We start from the raw sequence: 13,411 nt of genomic DNA on the forward strand, positions 1-13,411 counted from the left end.
TTTTCTCGGGCGGCCTGGCATAGCTGGGTGCGGTGGCGCGCGTCATCCCTGGTGGAGGGGGCGGGCAGCGGGCTCGTCCGGGGAAGCGAAGGTGACGATGGATGGCGAGGCGCAGGCCGGTTTCCGGGAGTTCGTGGAGAACCGTTCGTCCGCGCTGCTGAGGACCGCCGTGCTGCTCAGCGGAGGGGACCGCCACGCCGGCGAGGACCTGCTGCAGAACGCGCTGATCAAGGCGGCCGGACGCTGGCACCGGATCGATGAACCCGAGGCCTATGTACGGCAGATCCTGTACCGGCAGCAGATCAGCCGCTGGCGGCTGAAGTGGTGGCGGCGCGAGGTGAGTGTCGCCGAGCCGCCCGACACCGGCGCCGTGTACGACGACTCCGCCGCCGAGCTCCGGCTCGTCATGCGCGGCGCGCTGGCCCGGCTCACCGCCCGGCAGCGGACCGTGCTGGTGCTGCGCTACTTCGAGGACCTGCCCGAGGCGGAGGTGGCCGCGATCCTCGGCTGTTCCGTCGGCACCGTACGGTCCACCACCCACCGCTCCCTCGCCCGTCTGCGCGCCCTCGCGCCCGAGCTGGCCGCCCTGACGGCGGTGGAACGCGTGCCCGACTTCTCTCCCGTGGAGGTACGTCCGTGAACGTCGAGGAACTCGTGCGTGACGCGCTGCGGGAGACCGCCGAGGCGCAGTCTCCGGCCGGGCCCGGGCTCGCCGACCGGGTGCTGGCCGTACGGCGGCGCCGTCGCGGCCGTAGGATCGCCGCCGCTGCCGCGGCCACCGTGGCCGTCGTCGCCCTCGCGGTCGCCGTCCCGCAACTGGAGTCCGCCAAGGACGACGTGCGGCCCGCGGGCCTCCTGGACGGCAGCGGGACGAGCGCGCACCCCGATCAGTCGCCGCCCCGCGAGCTGATCGCGGCGGGCGAGGTGGCGCTGGCCGCCTACTACACGACGGAGCTTCAGGAGCGGATCGGCGAGCATGCCGTCGACCTCCGTACGTACTGGCTGCTCGACCCCGAGAGCGGCCGGTACGAGAAGGACACCCGGTGGTCCTTCGTCGCCGTCTCCCCGGGCCTGCGCACCGCCGCCGTGCTGGAGCGGACGCTGCCCGCGAAGCGGATCGGGCTGCTCGACCTCGCGACGGGGGAGGTGGAGCGGTGGATCCCGGTCCGGCACGGCGTCGGCGGGCTCGCCTACTCGTACGACGGGACGAAGCTCCTGGCGACGACATACGACGAGCATCCTGACCTGCGCGAGGGGACGTACAACGCCAAGACCGGCGGGATCGGCTGGCACGAGCCCGTCGGGCGGACGGCCAGGACCGGGTTCACCGTCCTCGACCCCACGCAGGGGACCGAGGACCCATGGCGCGGACTCCCGTCCGACCGGAACGCCAACTTCCGTTCGGACTTGCAGTTCAGCCGCGACGGGCGACTGGTGTACTCGAAGATCGTCGGCAGCCGGGACGGGATGCAGAAGTTCTACGACCTCACAGGGGCCGCGGTCGCCGCTCCCGCCGAGGAGCGGCACCTGAGGTCGGACGTCGGCGCCCGGCTCTCCCCGGACGGCACGCTGGCCGCGCTCGGCCTGACCAAGGAGGTGCCGGACAAGTCGTACTCCTCGATCCGGGACCCCCGTACCGGCGAGGAGATCACCAGGGTGCGCGGGGCCGAGCTGATCGCCTGGGCGGACGACCGGCGGCTCATCGCCTGGGAGCGGTCCGCGGGGAAGGAGGCGTACGAGCCCCGGCTCGCGCTGGTCACCCTCGGCAGCGACACGGTGCAGTGGCTCAGCGGGCCGCGCACGCAGGGGGACTCCGTGGAGTGGGACTGGGAGCCGGTCTTCGCCCGGCGCTGATCAGCCCTCCACCAGGCTCCGGTACGCCGTCAGCAGCCCGTCGGTCGCCTCGCGGCCGGCGGGCCGCAGGGGGGCGCGGACCGGGCCCGCGGGCAGGCCCAGTTCGTTCAGCAGGGCCTTGGCGGTGACCGTGCCGGGCAGGCCCGCCGACATCATCAGCTCGATGAGCGGGGTGGCCCGTTGCTGGAGCCGGGCCGCCTCCGCCGTGTCGCCCGCGTCGAACGCGTCCAGGACGGCGCGGAGCCCGGCGGGGGCCGCGTTGGCCACCGTACTGATGCAGCCCGCGCCGCCCACCGCGTACAGCGCGAGGTTGTGCTCGTCGCAGCCCGCGTAGTACGCCAACTCCGTGCGGGCGATGACCTTCTGCGCGGCGAGGAAGTCGTAGGAGCAGTCCTTCACCGCGACGATCCTCGGGTGCTCGGCGAGGCGGAGCATGGTGTCCGGCTCGATACGGACGCCGGTACGGCCAGGGATGTCGTAGACCGTGAGCGGCAGTCCCGAGGCGTCGGCGATCTCCCGGAAGTGCGCCTCCAGCGCGTCCTGCGGAGGCTTGCTGTAGTACGGCGCCACCACCAACAGCCCGTCCGCGCCGGCCTTTTCGGCCGCCAGCGCCAGCTCGACGGTGTGCCGGGTGTCGTAGGTGCCGACCCCGGCCAGTACTGACGCCCGCTCGCCCACCGCCTCCCGCACCGCGCGGACGAGCAGGGACTTCTCCTCGTCCGTCGTGGTCGGTGACTCGCCCGTGGTGCCGGACAGCACCAGACCGTCACAGCCCTCGGACACCAGCCGTTCGGCGAGCCGCTGCGCCCCGGCGAGATCGAGCGCGCCCTCCTCCGTGAAGGGCGTGATCATGGCGCAGAGGGCGCGGCCGAAGGGGGAGTTCGTGGTCGTCATGGGAGTAGTCTCGGCAGCACGACACTGAAGCTCCACTTAAATTTCCTACAAGGTATCGCTAAGCATCGCTGTCATATGGTGCACGGAGGCCCTATGTCCAAACCGGGGCGCGATGGGTCACCATGGGCCAGAAGGTCAACGACCCCTGGTCCTGGAGGCGTCATGAAGCTCGGCAAGGCACTCGCCACCGGAGTCGCTGAAGAGCGGCCCCTGATCCATGACGAAGAGCCCGAACTGCCCGAGATCACCGAGGAGATCAAGGAACTGAAGGCCCCCGAAGAGGTACCGGCGGCCCGATGAGGCTGCGGCTTCCGGAGGAACGCCCGACGGAGCCGCCGACCGGATACAAGATCGCCCACCCGGTGCTGTCCCACGACGGCACCCGGGCCGGCTTCACCGGTGTGTCGCTCGGCGGCGCGCTGCCGTACGGAGTCCTGGCCGACGCGTCCTGCGTCTACGGCCTCAGACACCGGGCACCGCACCGGCGCTGCGACTGCGGCTTCCACTGCGTGCACGACCGCACGGCCGCCGAAGCACTGCTGTGCACGGCCGAGCACCGGGCGGCCGTGCTGCTGGAGGTCACGGTGCTGGGCCGCTACCTCCGCTTCGAACTGGGCTTCCGCTACGCCCGCCAGCGGGTGCGCACCGCGACGGTCGGCCCGTGCACCTGCGGCGCGAGCGCCGTGGCGCTGGCCGACGCGGGCTGGGGCCGACCGGGCTGGCGCGGCCTCGCCCCCTCCTGCGCGGGCTGTTTGCGCGGTCGTACATCCGTCTCGCTCGCCGCCTTCGCGCGGCTGGCGGGGGAGGGGCTGCGGGTGGTGGCGGGGAGGGGTGGTGCGGTCGCCGCCGCCGAGGAGCTCGGGGTGCCCGAACTCGCCGCCGAAGCCGCGTTGTTGCAGGCGCGCCTGGACTGGTTCCAGAGCCAGCTGGCGCGGCTGGGGGAGTGGGGGGCGGGGGGTGAACGACAGGGGTAGCGGGGGATGGGACGGGTAGGGGCGGCGGGGCGAGAAAGCGCTCGGTCCGGTGGCGCAGCCGGCCTTAGCATCCCCACCATGCCCAAACCTCACGGCTTCGCCTACGCCGCCCACCCCGACGGCACCGTCCGCATCACCCACGCAGGCCACCCCGCCACCATCCTCCGCGGCACCCGAGCCCAACAGTTCCTCACCGAGGTCGAGACCACCGACCCCCAGCTCGTCATGGCCCGCTGGACCGGAAACTACAAGCGCGGCAATGAGCGAACCGCCCGAAACCACCCCCGCAACCGCCATTGACCCGATCGGTCCCCTGGTAAGGGAACGGTAAAGCGACCTCAGTCGTTCACGGGGCATGACAGCTATGACCCCCGGCTCGAACATCCCACTCCCCGTCGCCCGCGTGACGGTGGACGTCACCGCCCCGGTGCGGCTAGACGTATCGGGCCTGCTGCTCACCGCCGACGGCAAGGTGCGCTCGGACGACGACTTCATCTTCTACAACCAGCCCTCCGGCCCGGGCGTGACCTACCGCTCGGGCGGCGGCACGGCCCCGGACGCGATCACGGTCGACACGGCCGCCGTACCTCCGGGCATCGAGAAGATCGTCGTCACCGCCAGCCCGGACGCCGCCGGCCAGACCTTCCAGGGCATCGAACCGACGGCGACGATCCGCAGCGCCGACGACAACAGCGTCCTGGCCACCTTCACACCCCCGCAGCTCGGCACCGAGACCGCGCTGGTCATCGTGGAGGTCTACCTCCGCAACGGCGCATGGAAGGCCCGAGCGGTAGGCCAGGGCTACGCCAACGGCCTCGCGGGCATCGCCACGGACTTCGGAGTGACCGTCGAGGAACCGACCCCGGCTCCGACGCCCACCCCCGTGGCCCCGCCCCAGCCCACCATGCAGCCCCCGGTCACCCCGCCCGCCCCGCCGATGTCCACGCCCCCGCCCCCCGCGGCGCCCCCGGCCCCCGCCACCGGAAAGATCAACCTCGACAAGGGCCGCGTCAGCCTCCAGAAGAACCAGACCGTCTCCCTCGTCAAGGGCGGCCGTCCGCTGCTCTCCCAGGTCAAGATGGGCCTCGGCTGGGAGCCGGCGTACCGCGGCAAGGACATCGACCTGGACGCCTCGGTCATCGCCTACGGCCCGCAGCGCAACCACATCGACAGCTGCTACTTCGGCAAGCTCCAGATCGTGAACGGCGCGATCCGCCACTCCGGCGACAACCTCACCGGCGAGGGCGGAGGCGACGACGAGGTGATCACCGTCGACCTCGGCCGCCTCCCCCAGGACGTCACCGGCCTCGTCTTCACCGTCAACTCCTTCTCAGGACAGAAGTTCACCGAGGTCGCCAAGGCCTACTGCCGCCTCCTCGACGGCACCACCGGCGAGGAACTCGTCCGCTTCGACCTGACCTCCGCCGAACCCCAGACCGGCGTGATGATGGCCAAGCTGATCAAGCAGTTCTCCGGCGAGTGGGAGATGACGGCCATGGGCGACTTCGTGAAGTCCCGCACGGTCCGCGGCATGGTCAAGCCCGCGGCCCAGTCGCTGTAGCGGGCACCCAAGAGCTCCGGGGCGCCCCCGACCCCCAGGGGGCGCCCGGCGCCGAGCGGGTCAGAACAGTGCGCTGTACGCGTTCAGCGCCGGCTGTCCGCCCAGGTGCGCGTACAGCACTGTCGACTCCCGCCCGATCTCTCCCCGGGTCACCATGTCGATGAGCCCGGCCATCGACTTCCCCTCGTACACCGGATCCGTGACCATCCCCTCGGTGCGCGCCGCCAGCCGCATCGCCGCCATTGTCGCCTCGTCGGGGATGCCGTACGTCCCCGCGTGATACCGCTCGTCCAGCTCGACGTCCGCCTCGGTCACTTCCTTCTGTACGCCGATCAGCCGCCCGGTGCCCTGCGCGATCCGCGCGATCTGCTCCCGGGTCCGGGTCGGCGCCGCCGACGCGTCCACGCCGATCACGCGCCGGGTCCGCCCACCGGCCTCCTCCAGCGCCCGGAACCCGGCGATCATGCCGGCCTGCGTCGACCCGGTCACCGAGCAGACGATCACAGTGTCGTAGAAGACCCCCAACTTCCGCTCCTGCTCGGCAACTTCGTACGCCCAGCCCGCGAAGCCCAGTCCGCCGAGCGGATGGTCGGAGGCGCCGGCGGGAATGGCGTACGGCTTGCCGCCCATCTCCTCGACCTCCCTGAGCGCCAGCTCCCAGCTCTCTTTGAACCCGATGCCGAATCCGGCCCGCACCAACCGGACATCCGCTCCGGCGAGGCGGCTGATCAGGATGTTGCCGACCTTGTCGTAGACCGCGTCCGGCCAGTCCACCCAACTCTCCTGGACCAGGACACACTTGAGCCCGGCGCGGGCTGCCACCGCGGCGACCTGACGGGTGTGGTTGGACTGCACCCCACCGATCGACACCAGCGTGTCGCACCCCTGCGCGAGAGCGTCAGCGACCAGGTACTCCAGCTTCCGGGTCTTGTTCCCGCCGTACGCGATCCCGGAGTTGCAGTCCTCACGCTTGGCCCAGATCGAGGCGCCGCCGAGGTGTTCGGTCAGGCGCTCCAGCCGGTGCACCGGTGAGGGGCCGAAGAGTAGCGGGTAACGCTCATAAGAAGAAAGGGACATACGGTCCTCCCCTGGTCAACGGTCTACCGGTTCAGTCGGCGGCCAGCTCCTCAAGTCCCCGCCAGATCTCTGCCGTGGCGCGGACCGCCTCGTCCGTGTCTCCGTGCGCGCACGCCTCGATCAGCCGCTCGTGCAGGCCCGCCGAACGGCAGGCGCCCCCCTCCCCGAAGCGCCGTCGCTCCAGGCGGCGGATGAGGGGGGTGTAGCGGGCGACGGTGGCGGCGGCCGCGCGGTTACGGCTCGCACGGATCAGGACGTCGTGCAGTTCGTCGTCGGCGCGCACAGCCGTGTCCACGTCGCCCCTCGCGACCGCGGTCGCGAACCTCGCGTTGGCTTCTCGCATCGTCGCGATGTCCACAGCGGACAGTCGGGGCACGGCCACCCTCGTGGCCAGCTCGTGCATCGCCCCGACCACCGCCGCCGCGTCCCGTACGTCCGCCGCGACCACCGGCGTCACCCGCGTATAGCTCTGCGGCTTGCTCTCCAGCAGGCCTTCGTCCACGAGACGTGAGAAGGCCTCGCGGACCGGGGCCCGGGACAGCCCCAGGCGCTCGGCCAGCTCCGCGTCCCGCACGACCGCGCCGGGTTCGATCTCCCCGGCGACGATGGCGTCCCTGATGGCTGCGTAGGCGCGGTCCCTGAGCAGGGTGCGGCCCACCGGTCGGATGGCCTCCATGAACTGAAATGTTAGATGTCAATCTCGGGCGCGGACAAGGGTGTGGCCCGCACCCCGTGAAATGCGGGCCACGCTCAGGGCTCAGGCAGCCCAGGGCCAGTCGGCGTTCCGGGCGGCCTCAAGCAGCGGAACCATCCGGAAAGCCGCGTCCGAAAGACCTCCGAAGGTGTGCCGGTTCCCCTTCCCCGACGGGCCATGGCCCGCCCGGTACCCGGCGAGGTTCCAGGTGTAGACCGGGACGTCGGCCGGGACCTGCTCGGTCGGGCCGCCGTGGCGGTTGTCCGCGTACTGCTCGTCCGTGACGATCAGCACCCGGTCCTGGCCCCGATAGTGGGCCCGGACCGCCGAGGTGGTGTCGGTGCCGCCCAGGTCGCCGAAGCGCTCCAGGACCTTGAGCACCGACTCGCCCTTGCCGAACGTCAGCCGCCGGCTCGCCGTACCGAACTCGACGAGATCCGCGTTCGCCGCCCGCAGCGCGAGCGCCGTGCCGAAGATCGCCGCCGCGTCGGCCCGGTTGAGCTCCGAGCGGTCCGAAAGCCGCGAGTAGAACATCGAGCCCGAGCGGTCGACGAGCACCAGCGTCCGGCCCGCCAGCGCGGGCACGTTGGCCAGCGAATGTCCGAGCGCCTGCTCCAGCGGGTACGACCAGCGGAGCGACGGCGCGTGCTGGTATGCGGCGAGGTACCGGAAGGGGAACTGCCGCGAGCGCGCGACCTCCGCCGGGTCGCTGATCCGGGCGGCGACCTGGGCGGCGACCTCGTCCGAGACCCCGGCCTCGTCGAAGTTCCTCAGGTTCCGCACGAGTGCCATCGGGCCCATGGACGGGATCACGGACTCCCAGGCCGCCTTGTCCATCGGTCCCTGGAGCCAGCCCGCCACCGCCTCCCAGGTCATCCCGGCCGCCGCGAGCCGCTCGACGCCGCCGTCCGACGTCACGACCGCACGCCGCTCTTCGACGGGCAGCGCCATCAGCTCGCGGTGGGCGACCAGCGTCCGGTTCGACGCGGGCGGCAGGGCGGTGTCCGGGTTGTGCCGACGGTCGAGGGCGTACTGGAACAGATCGCCCTGCCACGCCTTCTCCGGGTCCGGCGCCGCGTGCACGAGGTTGAGGATGTCGCCGAAGCGGTAACCCTTGGACGCGGTGTCGTACTTCAGCAGCGACTTGCCGCTGTACAGCCGGCGTACGGCGTCGGCGATGCCCCGCTTCACGGGCTTGGGGACGTTACGGCCATACCGCGCGGTCCAATACGCGAGCAGCTCACCGGGCTCGTCGGGCCGCTGGAGCACCGAGTCCACGACCCGCCGGTTCGAAGGACCGTCGGTCGCGCCCGCCTCCAGCCGTGCCTTCACGTACTCGGCGGCACCCACGACGGCGGCCGTACGGAGGTTGCCCTCGCCGCGCAGCCAGCCGAGCAGGCCGGCCGTCCACTCCGGGTCGGTGACGGCGAGCTCGCGCACCAGCGTCTGAAAGCGGTCGTCGCGGTCGGCGCCGGACTCGTAGAAGGTCTGCTGGGAGACGAAGTTGGAGACCGAGAGCAGGAAGAGGTCGGAGCGCGCGTCACGCTCACGGCCCCGGCCGCCCTCGTAGGTGCGCAGCACTCGGCCGGTCGAGGTGACCCGCGAGGTCGGCTGGGCCTTCGCGGTCCGGATGTTGAAGCGGGACATGCTGAATTCCCCCCGAATTCAAAGTGGTTTCGGAGGGAGGCGCAGCAAAAGGTGGATGCCCGAGATCAGGAGTCGGCGACGGACTTAGCCAGATGCTCTGCCAATTGAGCTACATCGACCTGAAGTCGATGACGGGACTCGAACCCGCAACCGTCCGATCCAATGAAGTAACCGTTGCCTGCGCACCGGGCACCCACCATGAGCTGCGCCTCCCGAGATCAAGTCGGCTGCGGCATTGGATTCTTTGAGAGAGAAGTAGCCGCTGCCATCGCACCGGGAGGTGCGTGACGTCGTGATCTCACTGTAGGAGGCGCAGCTTCGGGTGGGCGAGCGAATATAATTACCGCCCCTGGCGCTTCCAGGGCCCCGTGATCGCGAGCAGGATGCCCGGGTCCTGGATGTTGGCGTACAGGGTGCGGCCGTCGGGGGAGAAGGTGACGCCGGCGAACTCGCTGTATTCCGGCTCTTCTTCGGTGCCGACGTTGAGGTCGTTGCGGGCGATGGGGTACGTGCGGCCGCTGTCCGTGGCGCCGAACAGATGCGAGATGCCGTCGCCGTCCTCGGCGAGGATGATGCCGCCGTAAGGGGAGACGGTGATGTTGTCGGGGCCGTCGAAGGCGCCGTCGACAGACGGGTCCGCGTTCACTCCGAGGAGGACCTTGAGGGTGAGGGTGCGGCGCTTGGGGTCGTAGAACCAGACCTGGCCGTCATGCGGCCGGCCGGGGCTCTCGGCACGGGCGTAGGAGGAGACGATGTACGCGCCGCCGTCGCCCCACCACATGCCCTCAAGCTTGCGGCAGCGGGTGATCTGGCCGGTGCTGAACTGCTTGCGCACGGAGGTGGTCCTGGCGTCCCGGTCGGGCACGTCGATCCAGTCGACGCCGTACACCGTGCCGATCTTGGTGGCGCGGGAGAGGTCGTCGACGAACTGGCCGCCGGAGTCGAAGCACTTGAACGCCTGGAGCATGCCCGCGTCGTCGGCGAGGGTGCGGAACCTGCCGCGGCCGTGACGGTAGCCCTCGGGCGGGGTCCAGCGGTACAGCAGGCCGTTGGGGTTGGAGGCGTCCTCGGTGAGGTAGGCGTGGCCGCGCTTGGGGTCGATGACGACGGCCTCGTGGGCGTAGCGGCCGAGCGCCTTGATGGGCTCGGGGTTCTTGTTGGCGCGCCGGTCGACGGGGTCGACCTCGAAGACATAGCCGTGGTCCTTGTTCATGCCCCGGGACCCGGCCTTGTCCTCGGTCTCCTCGCAGGTGAGCCAGGTGAGCCAGGTGTCCCAGGGGGTGCTGCCGCCCGCGCAGTTGGTGGAGGTGCCGGCGATGCCGACCCACTCGGCGACCTTGCCGCCGGGGCGGACCTCGACGACCGTGCAGCCGCCGGCCGCGGCCGGGTCGTAGACGAGGCCCTCGGCGAGCGGGACGGGGTGCTCGGCGTTCGCGTAGGCGCCGCCTATCTCGTGGTTGTTGACCAGCAGGGTGGTGCCGCGCGGGCCCTCGAAGGCGGCGGTGCCGTCGTGGTTGGACGGCGTCGACTCGCCCGACTCCAGCTTGGTCCTGCCCGTGTAGGTGATGACGCGGTACGAGAACCCGGCGGGCAGCGCGAGGATGCCGTCGGGGTCGGGGAGCAGCGGCCCGTACCCGATGCCGATGTGTGCGCGCGCCGGGTCCGCGCCCTCGGTCACCGTCTCGGTGGAGGCGAGGGCGTTCGGAGCGGTGGCGAGAGCGCCGACACTGCCCGCCAGTGCGACACCGGCTCCGGTGACCGCGGATGTTCTGGCGAAGTCCCTGCGGGTGAGCGACATGCTGTCTCCTGTGACGGGGGGATGCCGTGAAGGGTGGCGGACCTCGGTCGGCGCCACCGTCCCGCCCGCGTCTGAACGGCGGTTGAACTCCGGGCGGCCGCGGGCCCACGACTTACCTGCCTGACACCGCCACCGCCACTCCGCAGCACAGCATCAGGCCGGTCCATGGCATGGCCCGCAGCAGATGGCGGTTCTTGGCGTGTGCGATGACGCCCAACAGGCGTGCCATGTCCCAGAGTTGGGCGCACAGTTCGCGCGGGTCGGCGGCCGGCGGGATGTCCAGGCCCATGAAGCCGAAGGGGCTGAGCGGCAGCGGTACGTGCAGCCGGGGCCGTATGGCCCGCGCCAGGTGATAGCCGGAGACCAGGAAGGTGACGGCGAACAGGGCCAGGGCGGCGTCGGTGACCGTTCCGTGCCGGCCCGGGCCGCTGCTGCCGAGGGTGGTCACCACGGCGACCACACCGCCGGTATGCACCACGAGCATGCTGTTGATCTTCGCGTCGGCCTCCTGGACGTATCCCTGGAAGGCCGACAGCGCCCCGAGCCCAGCGGCCACGGCGATCTCCATCGCCCGGCCGCCCCCGTACTCCGACATCGACGCCCCCTGCCCCGACTCCCGTGTCACCAGGGTGCGGGGGCCGGTCGCGGGACCGGGCATCGCCCGTCAGGTGACGGGGTGGCTCCGGGGCACGGGGGAGGACGTGGCCGCGCGCTCGGGGGCGGACGTCAGCGGGCCGTCCACTCCTGTATGCGGTCGCCCGGCCGGCAGGTCTCCATCGCGGGCGCGCCGCCGTCGCCGTCGGCGGTGAGGCAGTCGTCGGGGCGGGCGCCGTTGTGGAGCCGGAAGGAGCCCTTGCCGCCGGGCACGGGTACGGCCCACCACTGCTGGGCGGGGATGTCGGCGTACCCGTCGAGGAGTACCTCGCCGCTGCCCGTGTCGAGGGTCAGCGCCCGGTCGTGGTCGGTCGTCAGCCGCAGGCGTCCGCCGCCCGCCGGGCTCCACCGCCAGGTCCGTCCGGCGGCGTGCGGGTCGTCCACGAGCCGGACGCCCTCCGCGCCGGCGGCGAGGACTCCGCCGTCGCCCACGTTGCCGACGGCGCCACGCTCGTCCTCGGCGGTCGACGGTGACACGGACAGGGAGGGCCGCCCGGCCTCCGAGCGCGAGGTCGCTGGGCCCGGGCGGTCGTCGGGCCAGGGGTACGCCGTCTCCGCCGCCCACACGGAGGCGTCGACGGTTCCGGCACCGCCGTAGGGCCAGCTGAACGTCAGCGTGCCGAGCAGCGTCGCCGCCGTCAGGGCGGCCACGGCAGGTGCCGCCAGGGAGGCCAGCACCAGCCTCGGGGTCCACTTGACGGCCCCCGAGATACGGCGGATCCGGGGTCCGACGGTTCTGCCGAAACGGCGCCGGATCCAGGCGAACACCGAGGGGTTGACCGTCCTGCGCACCTCTTCCGCGGTGCGGCCGGGGGCGGTGAGATAGGCGCCGCGGCGCTTCTTGTGCTTGTCGAGCACCTGGACGGGCTGGAAGCTCTCCGGGGCGACGCCGGCCGCCCAGCCTCCGCGCACCGTCTGCTCGTAGACGTACTGACTGACGATCACTACGAGCTGCTGGTCGGCGAATTCCCGCTGGAGCCACTTCGCCTGCTGGCAGTCGACCAGCCGCTTGGCCTCGACGGCCCCCTCGCCCGCGGTGCCGAGCGCACTGTCGGCGGCGAGGCCGGTGACGACGGAGAGGCGGACGCGCAGCAGCTTGGCGGGTTCCCGGCCGACGTTCTTCTTGGCGAGGGTGTCCTGGAAGGCCGCGACGAATCTGGAGAGGACCAGGCTCATGCGCTTGCTCGGCCACAGGACGAGAAAACCGTCACCGTCCTTCTGGAAGCCCTTCCACTCCAGGCGCAGCACCTCGGGCATCTGTACGAGCGCCTCTTGGTACGCCCCGTACAGCGCCGCCTGCGCCTCGACCATCTCGGGGCCGAGGAAACTGCTGTAGTCGCCCAGATCGGCTCGAACGAATACCGCTTCGAAGAGATTCTCGACTGGATCTGATCCGTGTCCGTCACCGGACTCGGAGTCGTAGCCGTGCAAGTGCGTGCGACCTCTCCCGAGGAGGACGAAGTCCCTGACGTGGTGACAGGAGGTGAATATCACACCCGAACGAAGGGTCGCCACCTGCCTCCGCGCCCGTCTCACGCCCCGGCGTTCACTCCTGTTCGGCCACTGTCCGAAGCCCCGTCAGATCTGTGACGATGAGGCGCCGGTGATGAGCGTCCACGAGATCACGCAGGTCCCTCAGCGCGCGGTACGCGGTGCTCTCCGAGACCCCGATCAGCTCGCCCCACTCCATGTGCTTGAGGTCCATCGGAAGGATTACCTCCCGTCCACGCACCGACTGACCGAAGTCATCGGCCATCTCCACCAGAACCCGGGCAAGCCGGACGGTGGGGCTCCGTCGATGAAAGTCGACGCGCCGCCGGGTGGCTGCCGCCAGCTTCCGGCTGACGGACTCCTGCAACCGCGACAGCACCTCGGGATGCTCCGACTTGACCCGCTCGAAGTCCTCCCACCCGAGCCGAAGCGCGGTGACGGGCTCACTCCCGCAAGCGATGACGGAGGCACTGCGCGGTGCCCCACTCATCCCGGCGAGCTCCCCGACAAGGTCCCCGGACATACGTACGGCGACGAGGGTCCAGCCCCCGTCGGCGAGGGAAGCGGTGACCTTGACGTAGGAGGAGAGGAGCACGAAGACATCGGAACCGAAGTCACCTTCGGAGATGAGAAGTGCGCCACGCCCAAAAGAAACCGATTCGGCACGAGCGGCGAGCGCAAGGCGAGCATCACTGCTCAACCCGCCGAGAAAACTTCCGGGGCGCCACTCTTCGAGCACACCAACCCCCTATAAGGGGCGCGGGGCT

Annotated in this window: 14 protein-coding genes; 6 read left to right on the top strand and 8 right to left on the bottom strand. The window is 71.0% G+C overall.

The features are described from left to right. The first annotated feature begins 97 nt into the window (after positions 1-97). Together H4N64_RS08985 and H4N64_RS08990 are read left to right on the top strand one after the other, a co-directional pair. Positions 98-640 (top strand): SigE family RNA polymerase sigma factor, encoded by a 543-nt coding sequence (locus tag H4N64_RS08985; protein WP_186281796.1) that lies wholly within the window; start codon positions 98-100, stop codon positions 638-640. After that, on the top strand, positions 637-1,854 hold the full coding sequence (locus H4N64_RS08990; RefSeq protein WP_186281594.1) for a WD40 repeat domain-containing protein: 1,218 nt from the start codon (positions 637-639) through the stop codon (positions 1,852-1,854). Before H4N64_RS08985 ends, H4N64_RS08990 begins: the two co-directional genes overlap by 4 nt. On the opposite strand, the gene dapA is transcribed toward H4N64_RS08990, so the two are convergent. Next, a complete protein-coding gene (gene dapA / locus H4N64_RS08995) occupies positions 1,855-2,748 on the bottom strand; it encodes a 4-hydroxy-tetrahydrodipicolinate synthase (protein WP_186281595.1) in 894 nt (297 codons plus the stop codon). Positions 2,749-2,910: 162 nt separating this feature from the next. Between dapA and H4N64_RS09000 the strand changes: the two genes are divergently transcribed. The 4 genes from H4N64_RS09000 (at position 2,911) to H4N64_RS09015 (ending at position 5,283) form a co-directional block, all read left to right on the top strand. Beyond that, positions 2,911-3,048 (top strand): hypothetical protein, encoded by a 138-nt coding sequence (locus H4N64_RS09000; protein ID WP_186281596.1) that lies wholly within the window; start codon positions 2,911-2,913, stop codon positions 3,046-3,048. Next, positions 3,045-3,722, top strand: coding sequence for a hypothetical protein (locus tag H4N64_RS09005; protein WP_186281597.1), 678 nt, complete (start codon positions 3,045-3,047; stop codon positions 3,720-3,722). Before H4N64_RS09000 ends, H4N64_RS09005 begins: the two co-directional genes overlap by 4 nt. Positions 3,723-3,800: 78 nt before the next feature. Then, the gene (locus H4N64_RS09010) at positions 3,801-4,022 is read left to right on the top strand and encodes a hypothetical protein (protein ID WP_186281598.1); all 222 of its coding nucleotides are present in this window, start codon (positions 3,801-3,803) and stop codon (positions 4,020-4,022) included. Positions 4,023-4,086: 64 nt separating this feature from the next. Next, a complete protein-coding gene (locus H4N64_RS09015; RefSeq protein ID WP_186281797.1) occupies positions 4,087-5,283 on the top strand; it encodes a TerD family protein in 1,197 nt (398 codons plus the stop codon). Between the two features lie 60 nt (positions 5,284-5,343). Here H4N64_RS09015 and H4N64_RS09020 read toward each other — a convergent pair whose 3' ends face one another. The 7 genes from H4N64_RS09020 to H4N64_RS09050 form a co-directional block, all read right to left on the bottom strand. Continuing rightward, positions 5,344-6,360: a 1-aminocyclopropane-1-carboxylate deaminase gene (locus tag H4N64_RS09020; RefSeq protein WP_186281599.1), complete on the bottom strand. Its 1,017-nt coding sequence runs from the start codon at positions 6,358-6,360 to the stop codon at positions 5,344-5,346. A 31-nt stretch (positions 6,361-6,391) separates the two neighbouring features. Continuing rightward, positions 6,392-7,036, bottom strand: a complete 645-nt coding sequence (locus tag H4N64_RS09025; RefSeq protein WP_186281600.1) for a GntR family transcriptional regulator — start codon at positions 7,034-7,036, stop codon at positions 6,392-6,394. 81 nt (positions 7,037-7,117) lie between these two features. Next, complete coding sequence (locus H4N64_RS09030; protein WP_186281601.1) at positions 7,118-8,701, bottom strand: TROVE domain-containing protein; 1,584 nt, start codon at positions 8,699-8,701, stop codon at positions 7,118-7,120. Between the two features lie 340 nt (positions 8,702-9,041). Then, entirely contained in the window at positions 9,042-10,499 is a 1,458-nt protein-coding gene (locus tag H4N64_RS09035; protein ID WP_186281602.1) for an alkaline phosphatase PhoX, read from the bottom strand. 112 nt (positions 10,500-10,611) lie between these two features. Next, complete coding sequence (locus tag H4N64_RS09040; protein WP_186281603.1) at positions 10,612-11,094, bottom strand: Pycsar system effector family protein; 483 nt, start codon at positions 11,092-11,094, stop codon at positions 10,612-10,614. Positions 11,095-11,225: 131 nt separating this feature from the next. After that, the gene (locus H4N64_RS09045) at positions 11,226-12,584 is read right to left on the bottom strand and encodes an RICIN domain-containing protein (RefSeq protein ID WP_186281604.1); all 1,359 of its coding nucleotides are present in this window, start codon (positions 12,582-12,584) and stop codon (positions 11,226-11,228) included. A gap of 115 nt (positions 12,585-12,699) precedes the next feature. Further along, a complete protein-coding gene (locus H4N64_RS09050; protein WP_336246670.1) occupies positions 12,700-13,383 on the bottom strand; it encodes a Crp/Fnr family transcriptional regulator in 684 nt (227 codons plus the stop codon). Positions 13,384-13,411 lie beyond the last annotated feature (28 nt).

Source organism: Streptomyces cupreus (genome assembly GCF_014257025.1).
GTDB classification, from domain to species: domain Bacteria; phylum Actinomycetota; class Actinomycetes; order Streptomycetales; family Streptomycetaceae; genus Streptomyces; species Streptomyces cupreus.